This is a genomic window from Sphingomonas flavalba (assembly GCF_047553045.1).
Classification (GTDB): domain Bacteria; phylum Pseudomonadota; class Alphaproteobacteria; order Sphingomonadales; family Sphingomonadaceae; genus Sphingomonas_L; species Sphingomonas_L flavalba_A.
In genome coordinates this window covers 3,191,150-3,216,393 of the sequence record NZ_CP180208.1, presented here as the reverse complement: position 1 = coordinate 3,216,393, position 25,244 = coordinate 3,191,150, and the positions used below count along the sequence as shown (strand labels likewise).

26 protein-coding genes are annotated in these 25,244 nt (G+C 69.7%); 20 read left to right on the top strand and 6 right to left on the bottom strand.

The window, feature by feature from the left end; genetic code table 11:
- A partial coding sequence (locus tag ACMT1E_RS15415; RefSeq protein WP_414901378.1) for an alpha/beta fold hydrolase occupies positions 1-632 on the top strand: 632 nt, incomplete at its 5' end.
- Positions 629-1,723, top strand: a complete 1,095-nt coding sequence (locus tag ACMT1E_RS15410; protein WP_414901377.1) for an NAD(P)/FAD-dependent oxidoreductase — start codon at positions 629-631, stop codon at positions 1,721-1,723. The genes ACMT1E_RS15415 and ACMT1E_RS15410, both read left to right, overlap by 4 nt.
- A 99-nt stretch (positions 1,724-1,822) precedes the next feature.
- Here the strand turns inward: ACMT1E_RS15410 and dapE are convergent, their stop codons facing one another.
- Positions 1,823-2,947 (bottom strand): succinyl-diaminopimelate desuccinylase, encoded by a 1,125-nt coding sequence (gene dapE, locus ACMT1E_RS15405; protein ID WP_414901375.1) that lies wholly within the window; start codon positions 2,945-2,947, stop codon positions 1,823-1,825.
- 95 nt (positions 2,948-3,042) lie between these two features.
- Between dapE and ACMT1E_RS15400 the strand changes: the two genes are divergently transcribed.
- A complete protein-coding gene (locus ACMT1E_RS15400) occupies positions 3,043-3,489 on the top strand; it encodes a cupin domain-containing protein (protein WP_414901373.1) in 447 nt (148 codons plus the stop codon).
- A gap of 45 nt (positions 3,490-3,534) precedes the next feature.
- Here the strand turns inward: ACMT1E_RS15400 and aceA are convergent, their stop codons facing one another.
- On the bottom strand, positions 3,535-4,815 hold the full coding sequence (aceA, locus tag ACMT1E_RS15395; RefSeq protein WP_414901372.1) for an isocitrate lyase: 1,281 nt from the start codon (positions 4,813-4,815) through the stop codon (positions 3,535-3,537).
- Positions 4,816-4,981: 166 nt separating this feature from the next.
- Here aceA and ACMT1E_RS15390 point away from each other — a divergent pair, with 166 nt between their 5' ends.
- Positions 4,982-6,373, top strand: coding sequence for a helix-turn-helix domain-containing protein (locus ACMT1E_RS15390; protein ID WP_414901371.1), 1,392 nt, complete (start codon positions 4,982-4,984; stop codon positions 6,371-6,373).
- Between the two features lie 58 nt (positions 6,374-6,431).
- The gene (aqpZ, locus tag ACMT1E_RS15385; RefSeq protein ID WP_414901370.1) at positions 6,432-7,142 is read left to right on the top strand and encodes an aquaporin Z; all 711 of its coding nucleotides are present in this window, start codon (positions 6,432-6,434) and stop codon (positions 7,140-7,142) included.
- On the opposite strand, the gene ACMT1E_RS15380 is transcribed toward aqpZ, so the two are convergent.
- Positions 7,103-7,768 (bottom strand): cation transporter, encoded by a 666-nt coding sequence (locus ACMT1E_RS15380; RefSeq protein WP_414901369.1) that lies wholly within the window; start codon positions 7,766-7,768, stop codon positions 7,103-7,105. The two genes, aqpZ and ACMT1E_RS15380, sit on opposite strands and share 40 nt — an antisense overlap.
- Positions 7,769-7,839: 71 nt before the next feature.
- On the opposite strand from ACMT1E_RS15380, the gene ACMT1E_RS15375 reads away from it, so the two are divergent.
- Positions 7,840-8,247 (top strand): MerR family transcriptional regulator, encoded by a 408-nt coding sequence (locus tag ACMT1E_RS15375; RefSeq protein WP_414901367.1) that lies wholly within the window; start codon positions 7,840-7,842, stop codon positions 8,245-8,247.
- On the opposite strand, the gene serB is transcribed toward ACMT1E_RS15375, so the two are convergent.
- On the bottom strand, positions 8,244-9,131 hold the full coding sequence (gene serB / locus ACMT1E_RS15370) for a phosphoserine phosphatase SerB (RefSeq protein WP_414901366.1): 888 nt from the start codon (positions 9,129-9,131) through the stop codon (positions 8,244-8,246). The genes ACMT1E_RS15375 and serB overlap by 4 nt on opposite strands.
- Between serB and miaA the strand changes: the two genes are divergently transcribed.
- The 8 genes from miaA to ACMT1E_RS15330 all read left to right on the top strand — a co-directional run bounded on the left by miaA (position 9,124) and on the right by ACMT1E_RS15330 (position 18,452).
- Complete coding sequence (gene miaA / locus ACMT1E_RS15365; RefSeq protein WP_414901365.1) at positions 9,124-10,056, top strand: tRNA (adenosine(37)-N6)-dimethylallyltransferase MiaA; 933 nt, start codon at positions 9,124-9,126, stop codon at positions 10,054-10,056. The genes serB and miaA overlap by 8 nt on opposite strands.
- A 96-nt stretch (positions 10,057-10,152) precedes the next feature.
- Entirely contained in the window at positions 10,153-11,901 is a 1,749-nt protein-coding gene (locus ACMT1E_RS15360; protein ID WP_414901363.1) for an acetolactate synthase 3 large subunit, read from the top strand.
- Positions 11,901-12,215: a hypothetical protein gene (locus tag ACMT1E_RS15355; protein WP_414901361.1), complete on the top strand. Its 315-nt coding sequence runs from the start codon at positions 11,901-11,903 to the stop codon at positions 12,213-12,215. Before ACMT1E_RS15360 ends, ACMT1E_RS15355 begins: the two co-directional genes overlap by 1 nt.
- Positions 12,215-12,730, top strand: coding sequence for an acetolactate synthase small subunit (ilvN, locus tag ACMT1E_RS15350; protein WP_414903478.1), 516 nt, complete (start codon positions 12,215-12,217; stop codon positions 12,728-12,730). The genes ACMT1E_RS15355 and ilvN overlap by 1 nt, the downstream gene beginning before the upstream one ends.
- A gap of 59 nt (positions 12,731-12,789) precedes the next feature.
- Positions 12,790-13,809 (top strand): ketol-acid reductoisomerase, encoded by a 1,020-nt coding sequence (ilvC, locus tag ACMT1E_RS15345; RefSeq protein WP_414901360.1) that lies wholly within the window; start codon positions 12,790-12,792, stop codon positions 13,807-13,809.
- Positions 13,810-13,929: 120 nt separating this feature from the next.
- Positions 13,930-14,541 carry a YceI family protein gene (locus ACMT1E_RS15340; protein ID WP_414901359.1) on the top strand — a complete coding sequence of 204 codons (612 nt, stop codon included), beginning with the start codon at positions 13,930-13,932 and terminating at the stop codon, positions 14,539-14,541.
- 223 nt (positions 14,542-14,764) lie between these two features.
- Complete coding sequence (gene leuA / locus ACMT1E_RS15335) at positions 14,765-16,432, top strand: 2-isopropylmalate synthase (protein WP_414901358.1); 1,668 nt, start codon at positions 14,765-14,767, stop codon at positions 16,430-16,432.
- Between the two features lie 25 nt (positions 16,433-16,457).
- The gene (locus ACMT1E_RS15330) at positions 16,458-18,452 is read left to right on the top strand and encodes a sulfotransferase (RefSeq protein WP_414901357.1); all 1,995 of its coding nucleotides are present in this window, start codon (positions 16,458-16,460) and stop codon (positions 18,450-18,452) included.
- Here the strand turns inward: ACMT1E_RS15330 and ACMT1E_RS15325 are convergent.
- Positions 18,412-19,233 carry a kinase gene (locus ACMT1E_RS15325; RefSeq protein WP_414901356.1) on the bottom strand — a complete coding sequence of 274 codons (822 nt, stop codon included), beginning with the start codon at positions 19,231-19,233 and terminating at the stop codon, positions 18,412-18,414. The two genes, ACMT1E_RS15330 and ACMT1E_RS15325, sit on opposite strands and share 41 nt — an antisense overlap.
- A gap of 64 nt (positions 19,234-19,297) precedes the next feature.
- Here ACMT1E_RS15325 and ACMT1E_RS15320 point away from each other — a divergent pair, with 64 nt between their 5' ends.
- Together ACMT1E_RS15320 and ACMT1E_RS15315 are read left to right on the top strand one after the other, a co-directional pair.
- On the top strand, positions 19,298-19,723 hold the full coding sequence (locus ACMT1E_RS15320; protein ID WP_414901354.1) for an RrF2 family transcriptional regulator: 426 nt from the start codon (positions 19,298-19,300) through the stop codon (positions 19,721-19,723).
- Between the two features lie 116 nt (positions 19,724-19,839).
- Complete coding sequence (locus ACMT1E_RS15315; RefSeq protein ID WP_414901353.1) at positions 19,840-20,823, top strand: NAD(P)H-dependent flavin oxidoreductase; 984 nt, start codon at positions 19,840-19,842, stop codon at positions 20,821-20,823.
- A 76-nt stretch (positions 20,824-20,899) separates the two neighbouring features.
- On the opposite strand, the gene ACMT1E_RS15310 is transcribed toward ACMT1E_RS15315, so the two are convergent.
- The gene (locus ACMT1E_RS15310) at positions 20,900-21,898 is read right to left on the bottom strand and encodes an adenosine kinase (RefSeq protein WP_414901351.1); all 999 of its coding nucleotides are present in this window, start codon (positions 21,896-21,898) and stop codon (positions 20,900-20,902) included.
- A gap of 97 nt (positions 21,899-21,995) precedes the next feature.
- Here ACMT1E_RS15310 and ACMT1E_RS15305 point away from each other — a divergent pair, with 97 nt between their 5' ends.
- The 4 genes from ACMT1E_RS15305 to ACMT1E_RS15290 all read left to right on the top strand — a co-directional run bounded on the left by ACMT1E_RS15305 (position 21,996) and on the right by ACMT1E_RS15290 (position 25,222).
- Positions 21,996-22,679, top strand: a complete 684-nt coding sequence (locus ACMT1E_RS15305; RefSeq protein WP_414901349.1) for an EI24 domain-containing protein — start codon at positions 21,996-21,998, stop codon at positions 22,677-22,679.
- Complete coding sequence (locus tag ACMT1E_RS15300) at positions 22,676-23,059, top strand: hypothetical protein (RefSeq protein ID WP_414901348.1); 384 nt, start codon at positions 22,676-22,678, stop codon at positions 23,057-23,059. The genes ACMT1E_RS15305 and ACMT1E_RS15300 overlap by 4 nt, the downstream gene beginning before the upstream one ends.
- A 70-nt stretch (positions 23,060-23,129) precedes the next feature.
- Complete coding sequence (locus tag ACMT1E_RS15295; RefSeq protein ID WP_414901347.1) at positions 23,130-24,035, top strand: ABC transporter ATP-binding protein; 906 nt, start codon at positions 23,130-23,132, stop codon at positions 24,033-24,035.
- A complete protein-coding gene (locus ACMT1E_RS15290; protein WP_414901346.1) occupies positions 24,032-25,222 on the top strand; it encodes an ABC transporter permease in 1,191 nt (396 codons plus the stop codon). The genes ACMT1E_RS15295 and ACMT1E_RS15290 overlap by 4 nt, the downstream gene beginning before the upstream one ends.
- Positions 25,223-25,244: the final 22 nt, after the last annotated feature.

Below are 25,244 nucleotides of genomic sequence, written 5' to 3'. Positions count from 1 at the left end.
ACTGGCGGGCGCGCACCCCGGCGCCGCACGTCGTCATCGCCCATTCGATGGGCGGCCACCTGCTGCTGCGCGCGCTGGCGGAGAGGCAGGTCGCGCCGGACGCGGGGGTGCTGGTCGCGCCGATGCTGGGGCTGCAAAGCGGGCCGCTGCCGGCGCGAATCGCGCACATCGTCGCCCATATGATGACCCGGATCGGATCGCCTGCGCGGCTGGCGTGGAAGGTGAACGAGCGCCCGGCCGGCCGCAACGCATCGCGCGAGGCGTTCCTGACCCACGACCATGGCCGCTACACCGACGAGCTGTGGTGGAAGGCGCAGAAGCCGGAGCTGGCGCTTGGTCCGCCGAGCTGGCGCTGGCTGGCCTGCGCCTATGATTCGACGCTGGCACTGGAACGGCCGGGCGTGCTGGAGCGAGTCGCGACGCCGCTGCTGATCCTTGCCGCCGCCAAGGACCGGCTGGTCGACCCGGCGGCGATCCGCCGCGCCGCCGGGCGCCTGCCCGACGCGGCGTTGCACGTGTACGGCGCCGAGTCGGCGCACGAGATATTGCGTGAGGTGGACGCGGTGCGCGACGACGCGCTCGGCCGCATCGACGCCTTCCTGGCCGCGCGCGCGCCGGCCGCGGCGCGATGAACCGCTATGCCGTCGCCATCGTCGGCGCGGGGATGGCCGGCGCCAGCCTGGCGGCGGAGATCGCCCCGCATGCGCCGGTGCTGCTGATCGAGGCGGAGGACCAGCCCGGCTATCACGCCACCGGCCGGTCGGCGGCGTTCTGGGACGAGACCTATGGCGGGCCGGACATCCAGCCGCTGACCTCCGCCTCCGGCCCGTGGCTGCGCGCGGAGGGCGTACTCGCGCCGCGCGGCTCCCTCCACATCGCCCGCGCCGGGCAGGAGGCGCTGCTCGATGCGTTCGAGGCGGAGTTCGCCGGGTGCGGCGTGCGGCTCGACCGGCTCGACCGCACGGCGCTGGCGGCGGCGCTGCCCGGTGTGCGCCCCGGCTGGGTCGGCGCGGTGTCCGGGCCGACCTGCACCGACATCGACGTCGCCGCGCTCCATGCCCTATATCTGGGCCGCGCCCGCGCCGCCGGGGCCGAGCTGGTCCGCGCCAGCCCGCTCCGCGCGGCCGAGCGGCGTGGCGGCGCGTGGCAACTGACCGCCGGCGAGCGGCAGCATGAGGCGGAGATACTGGTCGACGCCGCCGGGGCGTGGGCCGACCCGGTCGCCGCGCTGGCCGGCGCCCGGCCGATCGGCATCCAGCCGTGCCGGCGGACGATGGTGCAGCTGGCAGTGGCGCCGCCGGCGCCGGCGACGATGCCGCTGATTCTGGACATCGCCCAGCGTTTCTATTTCAAGCCGGAAGCCGGCGGGCGGATCTGGCTCAGCCCGCACGATGAGACGCCGTCGCTGCCATGCGACGCGGCGCCGGAGGAGATCGACGTCGCGATCGCCATCGACCGGCTGGAGCAGGTCGTCGACTGGCGGGTCGAGCGGATCGAGCGCAAATGGGCGGGGCTGCGCAGCTTCGCGCCGGACCGGCTGCCGGTCTATGGTTTCGATCCGGCGGTGCCCGGCTTCTTCTGGTGCGCCGGGCAGGGCGGCTTCGGCATCCAGACCGCGCCGGCCGGGGCCAAGCTGGCGGCGGCGCTGCTGCTGGGCACGGCGCAGGACCCGATAGTCGCCGGGATCGACCCCGGCCGTTACCGGGCGGCGCGGTTCAGCTAATCTGGTGCGGTATCGGCCCGCTCCCCCACCCGGCTTCCCAGCGACAGTATCCTGAAATGGGAGGCCGGGTGGGGGAGCGGGCCGGTGCGGAACCAGACTCTAGCGCAGCGCCTGCGCGACGATGTCGCGGTAGATCAGGGTCAGCATCTGCAGGTCTTCGACGGCGGCGGCTTCGTCCAGCTTGTGCATCGTCGCGTTGGGCAGGCCGAATTCGATCACCGGGCAGAGGGCAGACAGGAAGCGCGCGTCCGAGGTGCCGCCGGTGGTCGACAGGTCGGGGCGGATGCCGAGCCGGGCCTCGATCGCGTTGCCGACCAGATCGGACAGCGGGCCGGGCTGGCTGAGGAACGCTTCGCCGGAGACCTGCGCCTTCAGCGTTGCGTCCGGCGCCTCCGCCGCGAGGACGGCGCGGATGCGCGCGACCAGATCCTCTCCCCGGTGGAGCGCGTTGAAACGGATGCTGAGCCGGGCATGGGCGGCCGCGGGGATGACGTTGGTCGCCGGGTTGCCGACGGTCAGGTCGGTGACTTCGATGTTCGACGGCTGGAACCAGTCGGTGCCGTCGTCGAGGTGGATCGCCTCGATCGCCGCGAGGATGCGGACCAGCTTCGGGATCGGGTTGTCGGCCAGATGCGGATAGGCGACATGGCCCTGCACCCCCGGAACGCTGATCCACATGTTGACCGAGCCGCGCCGGCCGATCTTGACCATGTCGCCGAGCCGCGCGACCGACGTCGGTTCCCCGATCAGGCACAGGTCGGGGTGCAGGCCGCGTTCCGCCATCCGCGCGATCAGGGCACGGGTGCCGTGGATCGCCGGCCCTTCCTCGTCCCCGGTGATGATCAGGCTGATCGTGCCGTCTACCTGCTCCAGCCCGGCGAGGGCGGCGACGAAGGCGGCGATCGCCCCCTTCATGTCGACCGCGCCGCGCCCGTGCAGCAGCCCGCCGCGCAACGTCGGCGCGAACGGATCGCTGGCCCAGCCATCGCCCGGCGGCACGACGTCGAGATGGCCGGCGAAGGCGAAATGCCGGCCGCCGGCGCCGCGCACCGCCAGCAGGTTTTCGACCGGCCCGTCCGGCGCCTCGCCGGCGACGAAGCGTTCGACCGCGAAACCGAGCGGGACCAGCATCTCCTCCAGCGCGTCGAACACCGCGCCGCGCGCCGGGGTGATGCTGTCGCAGGCGATCAACTGGCTGGCGAGGGCGATCGGGTCGTGGGGCATGCTGCGTCGTCCTGGTGCCGGCGGCGATCGCGCCCTCTTCTGTCTTCCGCCGGGACAAGGCAAGATCGTTTGTCACTGCCGCAAAGGACCGGCCGATGCCAAAGATTGCCCTCGATTCGATTCCCGAGACCAACGCCACCGGCTATCCGCTCCCCTATGCCGACAAGGTGCAGGGGCGCTGGTATCGCCGGCTCGCGCCCGCCGCCGGGCTGAGCGATTTCGGGGCGAGCCATGTGACGCTGAAGCCGGGGGCGTGGTCGTCGCAGCGTCATTGGCACGAGGGCGAGGACGAGATGGTGGTGATGCTGGCTGGCGAGGCGGTGCTGGTCGACGATCACGGCCGCACGCTGCTGCGCCCCGGCGACATCGCCGCCTTCCCCAAGGGCGACGGCAACGGCCATGTCCTCGTCAACGAAAGCGGGGCGGATTGCGTGTTCGTGGCAGTCGGCCGCCCCTCAGCAACCGACTGCCACTATCCCGACATCGACATGCATTTGTTTGCCGGCGTCGGGCAACGCCGCAAGGACGGATCGGCGTTCTAGCCCCGGCCCGGCTTGCCGGGTCGGGGATATACAGGGGGTCGGCGGTTAAGCGGCGTTCTTCTTGAACTGATCCGCCTCCGTCGATTCGGCGAGGGCGGTGGTCGACGCCTCGCCGCCCGAGACGGCGGTGGCGACCAGATCGAAATAGCCGGTGCCGACTTCGCGCTGGTGCCGGGTGGCGGTGTAGCCGGCCGCCTCGCTGGCGAATTCCGCCTGCTGCAATTCCGAATAGGCCGCCATGCCCCGGTCCCTGTAGCCGCGCGCCAGTTCAAACATGCCGTGGTTGAGCTGGTGGAAACCGGCCAGCGTGACGAACTGGAACTTGTAGCCCATCGCCCCCAGTTCACGTTGGAACCTGGCGATCGTCGCCTTGTCCAGCTTTGCTTCCCAGTTGAAGCTGGGCGAGCAGTTATACGCCATCATCTTGCCCGGGTGCGCCTTTTGCACCGCCTCGGCGAACCGCTTGGCATCCTCAAGGTTCGGGTGGCTTGTTTCCCACCACAAGAGATCGGCGTGCTCGGCGAAGGCGATACCACGCTTGATGCAATGATCGACGCCGGTGCCGTCGCGCAGGCGGAAGAAGCCTTCCGGCGTGCGTTCGCCAGTCAGCCATTCATGGTCGCGCTCGTCGACGTCGGAGGTGATCAGCTTCGCGCTTTCCGCGTCGGTGCGGGCGACGAGCACGGTCGGCACGCCGCAGACGTCGGCGGCGAGGCGCGCGGCGTTCAGGTTACGGATATGCGCCTGGGTCGGGATCAGCACCTTGCCGCCGAGGTGGCCGCACTTCTTTTCCGACGCCAGCTGGTCCTCGAAATGGACGCCGGCGGCGCCCGCCTCGATATAGGCCTTCATGATCTCGAAGCAGTTGAGTGGGCCGCCGAAGCCGGCCTCCGCATCGGCGACGATCGGCGCGAACCAGTCGCGCTCCGCCCCGCCCTCGCTATGCTCGATCTGGTCGGCGCGCTGCAGGGTGCGGTTAATCCGGCGGCACAGTTCCGGCCCGGCATTGGCCGGGTAGAGCGACTGATCCGGGTACATCGCACCGGCGGTGTTGGCGTCGGCGGCGACCTGCCAGCCCGACAGGTAGATCGCCTTCAGCCCAGCGCGGACCATCTGCATCGCCTGGTTGCCGGACAGGGCGCCGAGGGCGTTGATATAGTCTTCCGACTTCAGCAGTTCCCACAGCTTCAGCGCGCCGCGGCGGGCGAGGGTATATTCGATCGGGAACGAGCCGCGCAGCTTCTCGACATCGGCCGGGGTGTAGGTGCGGCGGATGCCGTCGAAGCGGCCTTCCGGCGAGGTTATCAGGTCTGAGAAGCTGGCCATCACGGTATATCCTTTACAAGCCCACGGGGCGGATGCCCGGCAGATGCGCGGATTTTGGGCCATGTGCCAGCCGGCGGCGGTGTAAATTGATGTCATCGCGTGGCTATTGCGCTGCACTATTGTGTCGATTTGTAAATTAATTTACACTGGCCAGCGGGAGGCGCGGATGGCGGAGCGCAAGATTTTCGGCGGCCATGCGGTGCGGCGGCTGCGGCGCGGCGCCGGGCTGACCCAGGCGGCGATGGCCGAGGCGCTCGGCATATCGCCGAGCTACCTGAACCTGGTCGAGCGCAACCAGCGGCCGCTGTCGGCGGCGCTGCTGCTGCGGCTTGCCGAAACCTATGACTTCGACCCGCTGGCGCTGTCCGCCGATGCGCCGGGCGGCGGCGCCGAGGCGATCCGCCGCCGGCTGGCCGACCCGCTGTTCGCCGACCTTGCGGTCGACCGCCAGGAGGTGGAGGAATGGCTGGCGGCGGCGCCGGGCGGGGCGGCGGCGTTCGCCCGCGCATTCGACGCGCTGCGCGCCGGGGGTGGGGCGCCGGCCGCCGCCGAGGACGACGCGATCGCCGCCGTCCGGCGCGAGATCGAACGCTGGCGCAACCATTTTTCTGATTTGGATGCCACCGCCGAGCGGCTGGCCGACGAGCTGCGGATGGGCGCCGGCGACCTGTACGGCGCGATCGCCGAGCGGCTGCGCGTCCGCCACCAGCTGGGTATCCGCATCCTGCCGGTGGAGGTGATGCCGGACCGGCTGCGCCGGCTGGACCTGCACGCCCGCCAGTTGCAGCTTTCCGAGATGCTGGACCCGGCGTCGCGCAGCTTCCACGCCGCCAGCCAGCTCGCCCAGATCGAGGCGAAGGCGGAGATCGACGCGCTAGCGCGCGGCGCCGGCTTTGCCGACCGGATCGCCGAACGGCTCTACCGCCGCCATCTGACCAGCTATTTCGCGGCGGCGGTGATGATGCCCTATGCCCGCTTCCTGCGCGCCTGCGAGGCGAGCGGTTACGACATCGCGCTGCTGCAACGCCGGTTCGGCGCCGGGTTCGAGCAGGTCGCCCACCGGCTAACGACGCTGCAGCGGGTCGGCGCGCGCGGCCTGCCCTTCTTCATGCTGCGCATCGACCGGGCGGGGCAGGCGTCCAAACGCTATGCCGGCGCGTCGGGCGCGGCGCTGGTCGAGGCCGGCGGGCGCTGCCCGCTGTGGCAGGTCCACGCCGCCTTTGCCCGGCCGGGCGAGACGATTGCCCAGCTCGTCGCGCTGGAGGACGACAGCCGCTGGTTCACGATGGCGCGCGCCGTCCACCCGCAGGGCCAGCGCAGCGGCGGGGTCGACGCGGTGTTCGCGGTGGCGCTGGGGCTGGAGGCCGGGCTGGCAGTGCCGCTGACGCTGGCCCGCGGCATCGACCTGCGCCAGGGCACGGCGACGCCGATCGGCCTTGGCTGCCGCGATTGCGCCCGCGCCGGATGCCCGCAGCGTTCCGCCCCGCCCGCCGGCCGGGCGCTGACCGTCGACGAGCGCGAGCGCGGCCTGTCCGCCTTCGCCTTCGCGGGGGATTGACCGGGCGGGCGAAACCGGTTCGTATCGCCGACGCCATGCACGACAGGGGAGTGACGTCATGCCTTCACCCAATCGTTTGTTCGCAGAGCTTTTCGGCACATTCTGGCTGGTCTTTGGCGGGTGCGGCGCCGCCGTGCTTGCCGCCGGCTTTCCCGGTTTCGGCATCGGGTTCGCCGGGGTGGCGCTGGCCTTTGGCCTGACGCTGCTGACCATGGCCTATGCGATCGGCCATATTTCCGGCTGCCACATCAACCCGGCGGTGACCTTCGGCCTGTGGGCGGCCGGGCGCTTTCCGGCGCGCGAGATCCTGCCCTATGTGATCGCGCAGGTGCTGGGCGCGATTCTGGCGGCGTGGCTGCTGCTGTTCATCGCCAGCGGCGCGCCGGACTTCGTGCTGACCGGCACCGGGCTGGCGGTCAACGGCTATGGCGAGCAGTCGCCGGGCCACTACACGCTGATGTCCGGCCTGCTGATCGAGGTGGTGCTGACCTTCGGCTTCCTGGTGGTGATCGCCGGGGCGACCGACAAGCGGGTACCGGCCGGCTTCGCGCCGATCGCGATCGGCCTGTCGCTGACCCTGATCCACCTGATCGCCATTCCGGTGACCAACACGTCGGTCAACCCGGCGCGCAGCACCGGCCCGGCGCTGCTCGTCGGCGGGCTGGCGTTGCAGCAGCTATGGCTGTTCTGGCTGGCGCCGATCGTCGGTGGGATTGCCGGCGGCTTCGCCTATCGCTGGCTGGCCGGCGACGGGTCGACCGCCGAATGACCGTGGGCCGGGGCGCTGCCGCCGCGTAGCTCCCCGGCCGCCTGGGCGACGATCTGGGCGCCGCCCCACAGCGCCAGCCCCGCCATCAGCGCCGCGACGATCAGGTCGGGCCAGGCGGTGCCGGTGCCGAACACGCCGAGCGCGGCGAGCATCACCGCGACGTTGCCGACCGCGTCGTTGCGCGAGCAGATCCACACCGAGCGCATGTTCGCGTCGCCGGTGCGATAGCGGTAGAGCAGCGCCGCGACCGCGACGTTGGCGACCAGCGCGACGACGCCGAACGTGCCCATTACCGCCGGTTCCGGCGCCGAGCCGTGGAGCGCCGCCCAGCCGGTGCTGAGCAGGATCCACAGGCCGAACAGCAGCAGCGTCGCCCCCTTCAGCATCGCCGCGCGCGCGCGCCACGTCAGCGCCATGCCGACGACCATCAGGCTGATCGCGTAATTGGCGCTGTCCCCCAGGAAATCGAGCGCGTCGGCGCGCAGCGCCATCGACCCGGCGGCGAGGCCGGCGGCCATTTCGGCGACGAACATCGCGCCGTTGACGGCAAGCGCGATCCACAGCGCGCGGCGCCAGCGCGGGCTGTTCGACGGATCGGGAGCACTGGAACAGCAATGGGCGGACATGGGCAGTTACCTCGACAGACTCGATGCAACGCCCCATATGCACCCTGTAGCAACTACAGGGTCAAGCCCCCATGTCCGCGCTGACCATCGGCCGCCTCGCCACGCTGACCGGCACCAGCAACGAGACGATCCGCTATTACGAGACGATCGGTCTGCTCGCCGCGCCGCCGCGCACCGCCGGCAATTACCGCGCCTACGACCAGCGCCATGTCGCGCGGCTGAGCTTCATCCGCCGCGCCCGCGCGCTTGGCTTCACCCTCGATCAGGTTCGCACCCTGCTGGCGCTGTCCGACGACCGGGCGCGGCCGTGCGGCGAGGTTGACGACATGACGCGCGAGCAGCTGGCGATGGTCGACCACAAGATCGCCGACCTGAAGGCGCTGCGCCGCGAACTGAGCGGGCTGCTCGCCCAGTGCCACGCCGGCACGATCGCCGAATGCGGGATCATCGAGGCGCTGGGGCCGCGCCGCCCGGATTAATCGGCGTCGGCTTCCCAGTCGGCCCGGCGGATGCCCTGGGCATGGAGCAGGACGGTCAGGTCGCCATGGGCGATGCGCGCGGCGGCGGCGGCGGCGGTTGCCGGCTTGGCATGATAGGCGACACCGAGGCCGGCTTCGCGGATCATCGGGATGTCGTTGGCGCCGTCGCCGACCGCGAGGCTGGCGGTACGCTCGATACCGAACTCGGCGAGCGCGGCGAGCAGGGTCCGCCGCTTGGTCTCCGCGTCGACGATAGGGCGGTGGACGGTGCCGGCAAGCACGCCGCCGTCCAGCGCCAGCCGGTTGGACAGCGCGCGATCGAAGCCGATCGCCGCCGCCACCCGGTCGGCGAAATGGGTGAAGCCGCCGGAGACGAGCAGCGCGGTGGCGCCGCGCGCCCGCATGGTGCGGACCAGCGCGCGGGCGCCGGGCATGATGTGAACCCGTTCGTCATGGCAGCGGGCGAGCACCGCTTCGTCCAGCCCGGCGAGCAGGGCGACGCGGGCGTCGAGCGCCGATTCGAAATCCAGCTCTCCGCGCATCGCCCGTTCCGTGACGGCGGAGATTTCGGCGCGGAGGCCCATATAGTCGGCGAGCTCGTCGATGCATTCGACGGTGATCATCGTCGAATCCATGTCGGCGATCAGCAGCCGCTTCTCTCGCCCCTGCGCCGGCTGGACGATGACGTCGACACCGGGGAACGTCCCTTCCAGCGCGGCGCGGGCGGCGACCGAATCGCCGCCGAAACGCAAGTCAGCGGCGACGCCCGGATCGGTCTCCACCGCCTCCACCGGCGCCGCGCCGGCGGCGGCGAGGCGATCGGCCGCCGCCGAAATATCGCCGCGCGCGAGGGACTGCGATGCTATCAGCGTGGCGATGAACACGGATATTCCCCCAGAGCGTCGGACGGTGGCGCTTATCGCGGGGCCGACGGCCAGCGGCAAGTCGGCACTTGCGCTGGCGCTGGCCGAGCGGTTGCCGGCGGTGATCGTCAACGCCGATTCGGCACAGGTCTATGCCGACCTGGCGGTGCTGTCGGCGCGGCCCGACGCCGCCGAGACGGCGCGGGCACCGCACCGGCTGTTCGGCCATGTCGACGGGGCCGAGGCCTGTTCGGCCGCGCGCTGGGCGGCGGAGGCGCGGGCGGCGATCACCGAAGCATGGGATGCGGGGCGGGTGCCGATCCTGGTCGGCGGCACCGGGCTGTACCTGCACACGCTGATCGATGGCATCGCGCCGGTGCCGGAGATCGACCCGGCGGTGCGCCGCGCGGTGCGGGCGCTGCCGGTTGCCGAGGCGCACCGCGCGCTGGCGGCCGAGGACCCTGCGGCGGCGGCGCGGCTGGCCCCGGCCGACACCAGCCGCGTCGCCCGCGCGCTGGAGGTGGTGCGATCGACCGGGCGGACGCTGGCCGAGTGGCAGGGCGAACGGGTCGGCGGCATCGGCCACGCGATCCGGCTGGCGGCGACGGTGCTGCTGCCGCCGCGCCCCTGGCTGTTCGCCCGCTGCGACGCGCGGTTCGAGGCGATGATGGCGGGCGGCGCGGTGGAGGAGGTTGAACGGCTGCGCGCGCGCGGGCTGGACCCGGCGCTGCCGGTGATGCGAGCGATCGGGGTGCGCGAGATCGGCGGCTGGCTGGACGGCGAGAGCGACCGAGCAGGCGCGATCGCCGCCGCCCAGGCCGCGACCCGGCGCTATGCCAAGCGCCAATATACCTGGTTCCACCACCAGCCGCCGGCCGAGTGGCGGCGGGTGACGCAAGGGGATTCCGACCTTATCGGTGAAATTGAAAGAATATTACCGTCATAACGGTTGACATGCCATATTATTACCAATAGGGCGCGCGCTTGCGTTTGCCGGCCGGCGACGCGAGAAGCTGAACCCAGCGATTCTTGGGAAATGGTGATGACACGCGAGCGCAGCGGTGCGGACATATTGGTTGAAGCCCTGACCGATCTGGGTGTCGAAGTGATCTTCGGCTATCCGGGCGGCGCGGTGCTTCCGATTTATGACGCGCTGTTCCGCCAGAAGCGGATTCGCCACATCCTCGTCCGCCACGAACAGGCGGCGACCCATGCCGCGGAGGGTTATGCCCGCGCGACCGGCAAGCCCGGCGTCGTCCTCGTCACCTCCGGCCCCGGCGCGACCAACGCCGTCACCGGCATTACCGACGCGCTGATGGATTCGATCCCGATCGTCGTGCTGACCGGGCAGGTGCCGACGACGCTGATCGGCACCGATGCGTTCCAGGAAGCCGACACCGTCGGCATCACCCGGCACGTGACCAAGCATAATTACCTGGTTCGCGACCCCGCGAAGCTGGGCGATGTGATCCACGAAGCGTTCTATATCGCCACCGCCGGGCGCCCCGGCCCGGTCGTCGTCGACATCCCGAAGGATGTGCAGGTGGCAAGCGCGCCCTACCGCAAGCCCGGCGTGATCGAGCACAAGACCTACCGCCCCCGCGTGAAAGCCGACGCGGCGGAGATCGAGGCGATCGTCGACATGCTGGCGGCGGCGGAGCGGCCGATCCTCTACACTGGCGGCGGCATCATCAACGCCGGGCCGGGCGCCAGCCAGCTGCTGCGCGAGCTGGCGCGGATCAGCGGCGCGCCGGTCACCTCGACGCTGATGGGCCTCGGCGCCTTCCCGGCGTCGTCGCCGCAGTGGCTGGGCATGCTGGGCATGCACGGCACCTACGAAGCGAACATGGCGATGCATGGTTGCGACCTGATGCTGTGCCTGGGCGCGCGGTTCGACGATCGGGTGACCGGGCGGCTGGATGCGTTCAGCCCCGGCAGCCGCAAGATCCACGTCGATATCGACCGGTCGTCGATCAACAAGAACGTCCGCGTCGACCTGGCGGTGGTCGGCGACGTCGGGCTGGTGCTGGAGGACATGGTCCGCGTCTGGAAGGCGCGCCAGCACCCGAAGCCGGACCTGGCCGCATGGTGGAAGCGGATCGACGGCTGGCGGGCGAAGAAGAGCCTGGCCTTCCGTGCTTCCAAACAGGAAATCATGCCGCAGCAGGCGATCCGCGCGCTGTGGCAGGCGACCCATGCGCTGAACCCGATCATCACCACCGAGGTTGGCCAGCATCAGATGTGGGCGGCCCAGCATTTTGGTTTCGACGCGCCGAACAAATGGCTGACCTCCGGCGGTCTTGGCACGATGGGCTACGGCCTGCCTGCCGCGATCGGCGCGCAAATCGGCAACCCGGGCGCGCTGGTCATCGACATCGCCGGCGAGGCGTCCATTCAGATGAATATTCAGGAGCTGGGCACGGCGACGCAGTACCGGTTGCCGGTCAAGCTGTTCATCCTCAACAACGAATATATGGGCATGGTCCGCCAGTGGCAGGACCTGACCTATGGCGGCCGCTATTCGGAAAGCTACAGCGACGCGCTTCCCGATTTCGTCAAACTGGCCGAGGCCTATGGCTGGACCGGCCTGCGCATCGAAAACCCGGCGGAACTTGAGGACGGCATTGCGCGCATGCTGAAAACCGACGGGCCGGTGCTGGTCGACTGCCGGGTCGCCAAGCTGGCCAATTGCTTCCCGATGATCCCGTCGGGGGCAGCCCATACCGAGATGCTCCTCGACCAGACGGAAGTGTCCGGCGAGATGGGCGACGAGGCGAAAGCACTGGTGTGATGCAGCGGCGGGCTCTGCGCATTCACATCGCAGAGCCGCTGCATTTCGAGGCGGCGAACGGTACCAGCGACCTGATCGGCTGGACGACGACGCCGGAAGACGAAGGCGAATGGATTGTGAATTTCGAACGAAGCTGGACAATCGGTGATGAGAGTTTCGACCGGCTGCTGGTGTCGCCGCGCTATGTTGGCGATCAACTGGCGGGGCTGGCGGAACGGATTCTTGGCCTGGCCGTCAACATCCGCCGCTGGCGCGGCACCGAATGGCATTTCGATATGATCGGCACCCTCGCCGCCCAGCGGGAGCAGGCATGATGCACATCCGCACCGAGGTGGTCGAGCGCCACACCCTGTCCGTCACCGTCGACAACGAGGCGGGCATATTGGCCCGCATCGCCGGCATGTTCACCGCGCGCGGCTATAATATCGAAAGCCTGACCGTCGCCGACGTGACCGAGGACGAAAGCGTCAGCCGCATCACCATCGTCACCAGCGGGTCGGCGCATGTGCTGGAACAGATCATCGCCCAGCTCGACCGGCTGGTGCCGGTGCACAAGGTGCTGGACCTGACCGCCCACGGCCCCCACGTCGAGCGCGAGCTGGCGCTGGTCAAGGTCGCCGGCGCCGGTGAGCACCGGATCGAGGCGCTGCGGCTGGCCGACGTCTACCGCGCCCGCGTCGTCGACGCGACAACCGGCAGCTTCGTGTTCGAGGTGACCGGCGGCAGCGAAAAGATCGACACCTTCGTCGGGCTGATGCGCGAAGTCGGGCTGGTCGAAGTCGCCCGCACCGGCATCGTCGCCATCACCCGGGGGCGCGACCCGGCCTGAATCCGCCCGCTTGTCGGGCCAATAACCTGTCCAACTCTCCATCGAAAAAGGGTTTCATCATGCGTGTCTATTACGATCGCGACGCCGATCTCGGCCTGGTCAAGGGCAAGAAAATCGCCATCCTCGGTTATGGCAGCCAGGGCCATGCCCATGCGCAGAACCTGCGCGATTCCGGTGTCGCCGAAGTGGCGATCGCGCTGCGCGCCGGTTCCGCCACCGCGAAGAAGGCCGAAGGTGCCGGCTTCAAGGTGATGACCAACGCCGAGGCGGCGAAATGGGCCGATATCGTCATGATCCTGGCACCCGACGAGCACCAGGCCGCGATCTATGCCGAAGACCTGGCGCCGAACCTGAAGCAGGGCGCGGTGCTTGCCTTCGCCCACGGCCTGAACGTGCATTTCTCGCTGATCGAGCCGCGCGCCGATCTGGACGTGATCATGATCGCGCCGAAGGGCCCCGGCCACACCGTCCGGTCCGAATATGTGCGTGGCGGCGGCGTGCCCTGCCTGATCGCCGTCGCCCAGGATTCGAGCGGCAACGCCCATGATCTGGCGCTGTCCTACGCTTCCGCGATCGGCGGCGGCCGCTCCGGCATCATCGAGACCAATTTCCGCGAGGAATGCGAAACCGATCTGTTCGGCGAGCAGGCGGTGCTGTGCGGCGGCCTGACCCACCTGATCCAGGCCGGGTTCGAGACCCTGACCGAAGCCGGCTATGCCCCGGAAATGGCCTATTTCGAGTGCCTGCACGAAGTGAAGCTGATCGTCGACCTGATGTATGAGGGCGGCATTGCCAACATGCGCTATTCGATCAGCAACACCGCCGAATATGGCGACATCACCACCGGTCCGCGGATCATCACCGAGGAAACCAAGAAGGAGATGAAGCGGGTACTGGCCGACATTCAGGGTGGCCGCTTCGTCAAGAATTTCGTCCTCGACAACCGCGCCGGCCAGCCGGAACTGAAGGCGGCGCGCAAGGCCGCCGCCGCTCACCCGATCGAGAAGACCGGCGCCGAGCTGCGCGCGATGATGCCGTGGATCGGCGCCAACAAGCTGGTCGACAAGAGCCGCAACTGACGCGGCGAAGTGATGCGCCGGCCGTTCCCCAAACGGCCGGCCACCGTTACGGGGTGACACGGGAACCGGCGGCGCCGGTTCCCGTTTCGATTCCGGCCTGCCCTGTGGAGTAACCCGACGATGCGCCTTGCCCCCTTCGCCCTGCCTCTGCTGCTGGCCACCGTCACCGCGACCGCACAGGCACCCATGCCGGTTTCCGGCATCGCCGACCCCAGCCGGGTTGCCGCCGGCACCTATCAGGCGGACAGCGCCCACACCCAGGTCGCATGGTCGGTCAACCACCTAGGCTTCAACGCCTTTCACGGCCTGATCGGCGGCGCGACCGGCACGCTGACCATCGACCCGGCACGGCTGGCCGACGCGGCGGTGTCGATCACCATCCCGGTCAAGCGGGTGGTGACAACCAGCACCGCCCTCGACAAGCATTTGCTGTCGCCCGACTTCTTCGACGCCGCCACCTTCCCGACCGCGACCTTCCGGTCGACCGGGGTGATGGTGGATGGCACCCGCGCAAAAATCACCGGGGTGTTGACCCTGCGCGGCGTGACCCGGCCGGTCACGCTTGACGCGCGCTTCGTCGGCGCCGGCGCAAACCCGATGTCGAAGGCACAGACCGTAGGGTTCGAGGCAACGACGACGATCAGGCGCAGCGATTTCGGCATCCGCTTCGGCGTACCGGCGGTGTCGGACGAGGTGCCGCTGGCGATTACCGTCGCGTTCGAGAAAGCGTAGCGGCCGCCCCGCCCCGTCCCAAGAAAAGGATGGACTTTGCCGCGGCAGCCGGGCTATCGCGCGGCCATGCAGTCGCTCGGCGGTCTTCTCCTGCTTCGACTTACACGCCCTTAGGCGTGTTCCCCGTCGCGCGCCCGGTTCGGGCTGCGCACCGCGCCTAAGGGTTCAGCATCTTCAAGCCAGGCGGGCATGTCAGCCCGCCGCTGATTCCGAGAGCCGCATCATGATTGCCGATCCTTCGACCAAATACCGTCCGTTCCCGCAGGTGCCGATCACCGACCGCCAATGGCCGTCGCGCACCATCACCCGCGCGCCGCGCTGGCTGTCGACCGACATGCGCGACGGCAATCAGGCGCTGATCGACCCGATGGACGCCGAGAAGAAACAGCGTTTCTTCGACCTGCTCGTCCGCGTCGGCCTGAAGGAGATCGAGGTTGGTTTCCCGTCCGCCGGGGCGACCGAATTCGACTATATCAGCGGCCTCGTCCGGTCCGGCCGCATCCCCGACGACGTGACCGTGCAGGTGCTGACCCAGTCGCGCCGCGACCTGATCGAGAAGAGCTTCGAGAGCCTGGAGGGCGCGCGGCGCGCGATCGTCCACCTCTACAACGCGGTATCACCGGCCTGGCGGCGGATCGTGTTCCAGATGGACCGGGCCGAGGTGCGCCAGATCGCCGTCGACGGCGCGATGATCCTGCGCGACGAGGCGGCGAAGCGGCCGGGGACCGACTGGCATTTCGAATACAGCCCGGAAACCTTCTCCACCGCCGAGCTGGATTTCTCTGTCGAGGTCTGCGCGGCGGTGATGGACGTGCTGCGCCCGACGCCGGATCACCCGCTGATCCTGAACCTGCCGGCGACCGTGGAGGCGGCGACGCCCAACGTCTATGCCGACCAGATCGAATGGTTCTGCCGCAACATTCCCAACCGCGACAGCGTCGTCATCAGCCTGCATCCGCACAACGACCGCGGCACCGGCGTCGCCGCTGCCGAGCTGGGCCTGATGGCCGGCGCCGACCGGGTCGAGGGCTGCCTGTTCGGCAATGGCGAACGCACCGGCAATGTCGACCTGGTGACGCTTGGCCTGAACCTCTACACTCAGGGCGTCGCGCCGGAGCTGGACTTCTCCGACATCGACGCGGTGATCCAGACCGTTGAGTATTGCAACGCCCTGCCCGTCCACCCGCGCCACCCCTATGCCGGCGAACTGGTGTTCACCGCCTTTTCCGGCAGCCATCAGGACGCGATCAAGAAGGGCTTCGCCGCGCAGGAACAGCGCAACGACAATTATTGGGAAGTGCCCTACCTGCCGATCGACCCGGCCGACCTTGGCCGCAGCTACGAGGCCGTGATCCGCGTCAATTCGCAGTCCGGCAAGGGCGGCGTCGCCTGGGTTCTGGAACAGGACAAGGGGCTGAAGCTGCCCAAGCGGCTGCAGGCCGATTTCAGCCGCCATGTCCAGCAACTGGCCGATGACGGCGGCCGCGAGCTGGACGCCGGCGACATCTGGGCACTGTTCGAGCAGACCTATCGGCTGTCGGGCGAGCAACGCTTTACCCTCGACGCCTATGACGAGAGCCGGGCGCCGAACGGCGACCGCATCTTCGCCGGCCATATCGGCGTCGACGGCGAACTGCGCTCGGTCGGAGGGCGGGGCAACGGCCTGATCTCCAGCGTGCTCGCCGCGCTGAACAGCGGCTGCGGCGTCGACCTCGACGTCGCCGACTATAGCGAGCACGCGATCGGCAAGGGTGCCGGGGTGCAGGCAGCCGCCTATGTCGAATGCCGCACGCCGGACGGCCGCAGCGTCTGGGGCGTCGGCATCGACCTTGACGTCGCCACGGCCTCCGTCCGCGCCGTGCTGAGCGCGGTCAACCGGTTGAACGGCTGATCCGATTGCGGCAAGACCGGGGGCGATGACTGCACCACCCCCCGGTTTTGCCCAGGTTTTGTCGCTCGCGCAGCAGGGCCGGCTCGCCGAAGCGCGGAAGGCGGCGGAGCAACTGCTCGCCGGCCACCCCGACAACACCACCCTGCTGCGCTTTCTGGGCGACCTGTGCGCGCATGCCGGCGGCCATGCCGCCGCCGCCGGTTATCTGCGCCGCGCGGTGGCCGGCGACCCGGCTGACGGGCGGGCGCGGACCGCGCTGGCCGGGACGCTGATCCAGCTTCGTGCCTGGTCGGAAGCACGGGCGGTTTGCGCCGCCGGCACGCCGCCGGAGGCCTTCGCCCGCCTGTCCGGCTTCATCGCGCAAAGCAGCGGCGATACCGCCGAAGCGATCCGGATCTACGAACAGGTGCTGGCGCAGGCGCCGGACGACTGGGAAATCTGGAACAATCTTGGCAACGTCCGCCGGGCGGCGGGTGATCTGGATGGCGCGATCGTTGCGCTCGGCCGCGCCGCCGCCCTGAAACCGGATCAGGGCAATATCCAGAGCAATCTCGGTGCCGCGCTCGCCATGGCCGGCCGGTATGACGAAAGCCTGACGGCGATGGGCGAAGCGGCGCGGATCGCCCCGCGGGACGGCACCGCCCTGCTCGAACTGAGCCGGGCGCTCAACCGCGTCCAGCGCCACCGCGACGCCGTGCGCGTGCTGGAACAGGCGATCGCGCTTGCCCCGGCCGACCCGGCACTCCGCATCGAGATGGGGCTGACCGAGGAACTGCGCGGCGACCGCGCGGCCGCGGAGCGCGCCTGGCGCGCCGCCATCGGCATGAACCCCAAGGCGGCCGAGCCTTATCAGGAACTGGGCGCCCTGCTGGAGGCGGAGAACCGGTTGGATGACGCCGCGCGGCTGATCGACGAGGCGCAATCCAACGGCGTCGACACGGCGGAACTGGCACTGCTGCGCGCGCTGATGCTGCGCCGGCGGGGTGACGATGCCGCTGCGCTGGCGGCGGCGCAGCGGATCGACCCGGCGATCGATTCCGGGCGACGCGCCAAGCTGATCGGCGAGATCAGCGACCGGTTGGGCGATAGCGACACGGCGTTCGCCGCCTTTGCCGAAATGAATGCCCATATGGCGGCGCGGCCCGAGGCACCCCGGATTGCCGGTGCCGCGTTTCGCGACCGGTTCCGCCGCGCGATCGCGCTGACCACGCCGGAATGGCTGGCGGGATGGACGACCGACCAGCCCGAACCGACGCGGCCGGCCCCCGCCTTTCTGATCGGCTTTCCACGGTCCGGCACCACCCTGTCCGACACGATCCTGATGGGACACAGCCGCACCGTGGTGTTCGAGGAGGAACCGTTCCTGGCACGTGTGGCCGAGGCGGTCGGTGATCCGGCGGCATTGGCGACGATGGACGCCACCACCATCGCCACCCTGCGCGCCCGCTATTTCGCCGCGGCCGATGCGGCGATGCCGGGGATCGGCGACCGGCTTATCGTCGACAAGATGCCGTTCAGCATCCTCCATCTACCGCTGATCCACCGGCTGTTCCCCGACGCGCGGGTCGTCTTTGTCGAGCGACATCCGTGCGACGTAGTGCTGAGCTGCTACATGCAGAATTTCCGCCCCAACCCGGCGATGGCCAGTTTCCTAGACCTGGGCGACGCCGCCGAACTATACGATCTGGCGCTTGGCTATTGGCAGCAATGCCGGTCGGTGCTGCCCCTGCCGACGCATATCCTGCGTTATGAGGAAATGGTCACCGATCTGGAAGGGGCGGTGCGACCGCTGCTCGCCTTTCTTGGCCTGGCGTGGGAGGACGCGGCCCTCGACCACCAGCGGACCGCGCTGGAACGCGGCCACGTCAGGACCGCCAGCTATGCCCAGGTCACCGAGCCGCTCTACACCCGCGCGCGCGGCCGTTGGCAACGCTATCGTTCCCATCTGGCGCCGGTTCTGCCGATCCTGGAGCCGTGGGTCAGGCGGCTGGGGTATGACACGGCCGACCCGGCGGCGTGACCACCCGCCGGTTGGCGTCGAGAGCGATAACACAGTCGGCGCGAACCGGCATTTCGGCGAGGATGTGGCGGGTCAGCCGTTCGTAATGGGCAATGAAGCGGGCGAGCGCGGCGGCGTCCATCGCCGGGTGCGGCAGGGCCGCCTCCTGCTCCGCGCGCCAGCGGTGGACGACAGCGAAGGTGGGGGCGGCAAGCAGGATCTGCACCGCGATCCGGGCGAACAGCGGCTGGTAGAGGGTGGCGAGCAGGGCGTTGGCGCGGCGACGCCAGCGGCCGTCCACATCCTCGTCCCGTTCCAGCGTGTTGACCGGCGCCGCCAGCGCCGCCGCGTCCTGCGGCCGCGCGCCGACCAGCCAGCCTTCGAACAGAATCAGGTCGACCGGCGCCGCGACCACCGGCCAGGCAGAAACCGGCAGCCGGTCGTCCGCCGTCTTGTCGAAGCGCGGCAGGCGGACGGCGCCGGTGCCGGCCAGCGCGTCGAACAGCCGATGGCCGAGGGCGATGTCGTGGGTGCCAGGCGGACCGCGTGTGGCCCACAGCGGGTGCTCGGTCGCGGCAAGGGCGAGGCGGTCGGCGCGCGGCAAATAGAGGTCGTCGATCGACAGTGTGGCGACGCGCAATCCGCCGGCGCCGAACGTCCTTGCCAGCCGGGCGGCGAGGGTCGATTTGCCGCTGCCCTGCGCGCCGGCGATACCGACGATCAGCGGGCCACCACGATGCCGGGACAAGGCCCGGTCGATAGCGGCATGGGCCGGGGTGTGCGCATCGTGCAACGGGTCCATCCCGTTCAGCTATAGGCGCGGCGCCAGAGCTTGCAAAACCGGCCCGTCGCGGTCATGGGACGGCATGCTTTCTCAACGGACACGGTATGCAATTCGAGCGCTGCTCCACCTCGCCGACCGTTACGGCGAGGGGCCGGTCCAACTGACCGCGATCGCCGAGACGCAGAACATCCCCGCCAAGTTCCTGACCGTCATCCTGTCCGAGATGAGCCGGGCGGGGCTGGTCGACACCCAGCGCGGCAAGGATGGCGGCTATTGGCTGGCACGGCCGCCGCACGAGATCAGCTACGGCCATGTCGTCCGGCTGACCCGTGGCTCGCTGGCGTTGGTGCCGTGCGCCAGCCGCCGCGCCTATGCCCCGTGCGAAAACTGCGTCAGCCAGGAAGAGTGCCGCATCCATTTCGTCATGCTGCGGGTGCGCGACGAAGTGGCGAGCGTGCTGGACGGCATTACCCTGTCCGACCCGATCAGCGAGTTGATGGCGGCCTAAGCCGCCGGGAGGCGGCGGCCGATGGTGGTGGACCGTTTCGCCATCGCCACCCTGCCCCACTCTGCCCGGCCCGGCGTACAACTGGACAGCGCCGCCGCGTGCGTTAGGAATGGGGCATGAGCCTTCCCCCGCTGTTCGACCGGCTGCGCCTGCCGGTCATCGCCTCTCCGATGTTCATCGTGTCCGGCCCGGAACTGGTCATTGCCCAGTGCAAGGCGGGAATCGTTGGGTCGTTCCCCGCGCTGAACGCCCGCCCGCAGGCGCTGCTCGACGAATGGCTGCACCGGATTACCGAGGAGCTGGCGGCGTGGAACCGCGACCACCCGGATGCGCCGGCGGCGCCGTTCGCGGTCAACCAGATCGTCCACAAGTCGAACGACCGGCTGGAGGCCGACCTGGCGACCTGCGCCAAATGGCAGGTGCCGATCGTCATCACCTCGCTCGGCGCACGCGAGGATCTGAACCATGCCGTCCATGGCTGGGGTGGCATCACCCTGCACGATGTGATCAACGACCGCTTTGCCCGCAAGGCGATCGAGAAGGGCGCCGACGGGCTGATCCCGGTCGCAGCGGGGGCCGGCGGCCATGCCGGCGTCATCTCTCCCTTCGCGCTGGTGTCTGAGATCCGGCGCTGGTTCGACGGGCCGGTGGCGCTGTCCGGCGCGATCGGCAACGGCCGGTCGGTGCTGGCCGCGCAGGCGACGGGCGCCGACCTCGCCTATATCGGCTCCGCCTTCATCGCGACGACGGAGGCCAACGCCAGCGCCGCCTACAAGGACGGCATCGTCGCCGGCCACGCCGCCGACATCGTCTATTCCGACCTGTTCACCGGCGTGCACGGCAATTATCTGCGCGGGTCGATCGAGGCGGCCGGGCTGGACCCTGACAATCTGCCGAAGGGCGAATACAAGACGATGGATTTCGGTTCCGGCGGCAACAGCGCCAAGAAGGCGTGGCGCGACATCTGGGGTTCGGGCCAGGGCATCGGTTCCGTCGACCAGGTCGAGAGCGTCGCCGACCGGGTCGACCGGCTGGAGCGCGAGTATCACGCCGCCCGCGCCGATTTGATCGCGCGGTCCGATTACCGGCCGCGCGGCTAGAGTTCGTCCCGTTAGGGCCGTTGCCGACTCCGCGATTGCCGCGCCGCTGCGCGGCTCGCAATGACGGTGTGGCCGGTCAGCCAAGGCGGGCGGCGGTCAGCGCTTTCAGGTCCGCTTCCGGCCGCGCGCCGTAGTGGGAGATGATCTCCGCCGCCGCGACCGCGCCCATCGTCAGGCTGTCCGCCAGCGACAGGCCGCGCGCCTGCCCGGCGAGGAAGCCGGCGGCGAACAGGTCGCCGGCACCGGTGGTGTCGACGACCGCGGCCACCGGCTCGGCCGGGACGGCGACGCGCTCTCCGCCGGCGACGGCGATCGCGCCGTGCTCGCTGCGGGTGACGACGAGCAGCGGCACCTGCGCCGCCGTCACGGCGACCGCCGCCTCGAAATCCTCGGTCTCGTTGAGGGCGGTGATCTCCGCCTCGTTGGCGAACAGGATGTCGATGTCGCCATTGGCGATCAGCGCCAGGAAATCGGCACGGTGGCGCGAGATGCAGAAGGTGTCGGACAGGGTGAAGGCCACCCGCCGCCCGGCCTTGCGGGCGATATCGATCGCCGCGCGCATCGCCTGGCGCGGTTCCTCCGGATCCCACAGATAGCCTTCGAGGTAGAGGATGGCGGCATTGGCGATCAGCGCCGGGTCGAGCGCCTCGGCCGGCAGGAACTGCGACGCGCCGAGATAGGTGTTCATCGTCCGGTGGCCGTCCGGCGTGACCAGGATCAGGCAGCGCGCGGTCGACGGATCGCCGTCGCGCATCGGCGTGTCGAAAGTGACGCCGAGGGTGCGGATGTCGTGGGCGAAGACGCCGCCGAGCTGGTCGTCGGCGACCTGGCCGATGAAGCCGCAACGGTGGCCGAGCGCAGCGAGGCCGGCGACGGTGTTGGCCGCCGAGCCGCCGCTCGCCTCGATCCCCGGCGCCATCTTCGCATAGAGCGCCTCGGCCGCCTCCATCGAGAACAGCAGCTGCATCGTGTTCTTCTTCAGATTCTCGGCGATGATGAACGCGTCGTCCGCCTTGGCGATGACGTCGACGATCGCGTTGCCGATGGCGACGACATCATATTGGGGTGCAGCCACTGCCTGTCCTTCATGTTCCGCTGAATGGGCGCCGGAATAGCGAGCGCTTCGTATTCGTCAACTTGACCGCACACAACGACGGCGCGCAGGGTGCGGTATGATCCGGGCGCTGATCCTGACGCTGCGCCAGCTCGGCGACCCGGCGATCGTCGGCGTCATCGTCCGCTCGCTGGCGCTGACCCTGCTGGTGTTCGTCGCCAGCGGCGTCGCGATCGGGCTGGGCGGGCGGATGCTGCTCACCCATGCCGGCATCGGCCATGCCGGGGCGATCGCGGCGACGGCGGCGACGCTGCTGACCATCCTGACCGGCTGGCTGCTGTTCCGCGCGGTGGCGGTCGCGGTGATTGGCCTGTTCGCCGACACGATCGTCGCCGCCGTCGAACAGCGCCATTACCCGGCGGAGGCGGCGCGGGCGCAACCGGTGCGGCTGCGCCGCGCACTGGCGATGGGCGGGCGATCCGCAGCGCGGGCGATCCTCGCCAATCTGGTCGCGGCGCCATTCTATCTGCTGCTGCTGGTCAGCGCGGTCGGCGCCCCGCTGGCGCCGCTGCTGTTCACCGCGGTCAATGCGCCGCTGCTTGGCCGCGACCTGGGCGAGATGGTCGCGGCGCGCCATGTGCCGGCGACGGCGATGAAAGGCTGGCTTGCGGCGACGCGAGGCCCGCGCGCGCTGATCGGGCTTGTCGCGACGCTGTTGTTCGTGATTCCTGTGGTCAACCTGCTGGCGCCGGCGATCGGCGCCGCGCTGGCCACGCACCGCTTTCACGGGGGTAGGCAATGACGAAGGGCTGGCTGGGCGGAGCGATCGCGGCGGCGCTGCTGACCGGCGGTTGCGCGACGACGACGGTGGTGCCGCGCCCGCAGACCGCGCCGGCGGTCCGCCCGCCCGCCTACGGGCTGGTTGGACTGGAGCGGGTGATGGGCAAGCCGGCACCGGCGCTGGTCGCGCTGTTCGGTCAGCCCGACCTGGATGTGCACGAGGCAAGCGCGCGCAAGCTGCAATTTTCCAGCGCGATCTGCGTGCTCGATGCCTATCTCTATCCGCCCGCCGCGCAGGCAGAGCCGGTCGTTCGTTATATCGATGCCCGCCAGCCCGACGGGCAGGATATCGACCGCGCCAGCTGCGTTGCCGCGCTCGTCCGGCGGACCGGGGGAAAGTGACGGCGGGCAACGCGATGTTAAGCCGGGCTTGCCATCCTCTGCCGATGCCGGGGACGAAAGGCGCGCAACGGTGAACGATGCTCTGGCGGTGTGCGCGACCGGGCTGGTCAAGCATTTCGGCGGCCGTGTTGCCGTCGACCATGTCGACTTCGCGATCCCCGCCGGCACGATCTACGGCGTGCTCGGCCCCAACGGCGCCGGCAAGACCACGGCGCTGCGCATGCTGATGGGAATTATCGACCCGGACGAAGGCCATTGCCGCGTGCTCGGCCATGACCGGCCGCGCGCGGCGGGCGACCAGATCGGCTATCTGCCGGAGGAGCGCGGGCTTTACCCCGGCATGAAGGCGCGCGAGGCGATCGCCTTCATGGGCGCGCTGCGCGGGCTGGACTGGAAAACCGGGCGGGCGCGGGCCGGCGACCTGCTGGACGCGGCGGGGCTGGGCCATGCCGCCGACCAGAAGATCCGCAAACTGTCCAAGGGCATGGCGCAGCTCGTCCAACTGCTTGGCGCGCTGGTCCACAGGCCGGCGCTGCTGGTGCTGGACGAACCGTTTTCCGGCCTCGACCCGGTCAACCAGGAACGGCTGGAGGCCCTGATTCGCGGCGAGCAGGCGCGCGGCGCAACGATTGTGCTGTGCACCCATGTCATGGCCCATGCCCAGCGGCTATGCGACCGCATCGCGATCATCGCCGGCGGCCAGCGCCGGTTCGAGGGCACGGTGGCGGAAGCACGGGCGCTGTTGCCGCTGCGCGCGCATTTCGTGCCGAAAGCGGGCGACGACACCGTCCGCCTGCTGCTCCCCGCCGATGCCGAGCGCAGCGGCGACGGCTACGCCTTCACAGTGCCCGACGAAGGGATGGAAGCGTTGCTCGCCCGGCTGATCGAGAAGGGGCACGGCGTCGCCGGCCTGTCGATCGAACGGCCGGGGCTGCACGACGTGTTCGTTGCGATCGTCGGGGGGAACGGGCGATGACCGGCCGGTTTTTGCGCCAGACGCTGGTCATCGCCCGGCGCGATTTCACCGCGATCGTTTTCACACCGACCTTTCTGGTGTTCCTGCTCGCGCCGCTGCTGATGGTCGGCTTTGCCGCGATCGGCGGACTCGGCGCGGCGCAACTGGCCGACGGCGGGGCGGAGCGGGCGCGAATCATCGCCGTGCTGCCAGCGGGCGAGGGCCACGCCTTCGCCGCCGCCGACACCGCGCTGCGCGGAGTGTTCCGCCCCGGCGAGGCACCACCGGAACTGATCGTCGAGACGGCCGGCGCCGATCCCGCCGGGCAGGCGCGCGCACTGCTGGACGCCCCGGCGCGCCACGCCGTGGCGGCGCTCACCGGCCCGCTCGACGCCCCCACAATCTTCTACCGCCCCCATGGCGAGCGCGCCGCCAACTGGCTGGGCGAAGTCGCCGAACGGGCACTTGCGGGAGAGGCGCGACACAGCACCCCGCACCGGGTTGCCCTCGCTGCGGCTTCGACCGCCGACGATAGCCGGCAATCGACCGGATTCGGCGCGGTATTCCTGATCTTTTTCCTGACCCTGCTGCTTGCTGGCCAGTCAGTCGGCATGCTGGCGGAGGAGCGCACCAACAAGGTGATCGAGATTCTTGCCGCCGCCGTACCGCTCGAATCGGTGTTTCTCGGCAAGCTGGTCGGAATGTTCGGCGTCGCGTTGCTGTTCATCGCTTTCTGGTCGATGCTGATCGGCCAGGGCCTGATGCTGCTGCCGGACCATGCGGTGCTGATCGAACGGATCGCGCCGGCGATCGGCATGCCGCTGTTCGTGCTGCTCTTCCTTGTCTATTTCACCCTCGCCTTCCTGCTGCTGGGCGCGGTGTTCCTGGGCGTCGGCGCGCAGGCCGGGTCGATGCGCGAGATCCAGATGCTGTCGCTGCCGATTACCCTGTTCCAGGTCGGCATGTTCGGCCTGTCCTCCGCCGCCGCGGCGCGGCCGGACAGCGCTGTCGGCCTGTTCGCCGCGATCTTCCCGTTCAGCTCGCCCTTCGCGATGGCGGCGCGGGCGGCGACCAGCCCGGCGGTGCTGCCGCATCTTGCCGCGATCGCCTGGCAGATGGCGTGGGTAGCGGCGACGGTGATGCTCGCCGCGCGGCTGTTCCGGCGCGGTGTGCTAAAATCGGGCGGGGCGGCACCGGCGCGCCGTTGACATTCATGTAAGCAGTGGCACT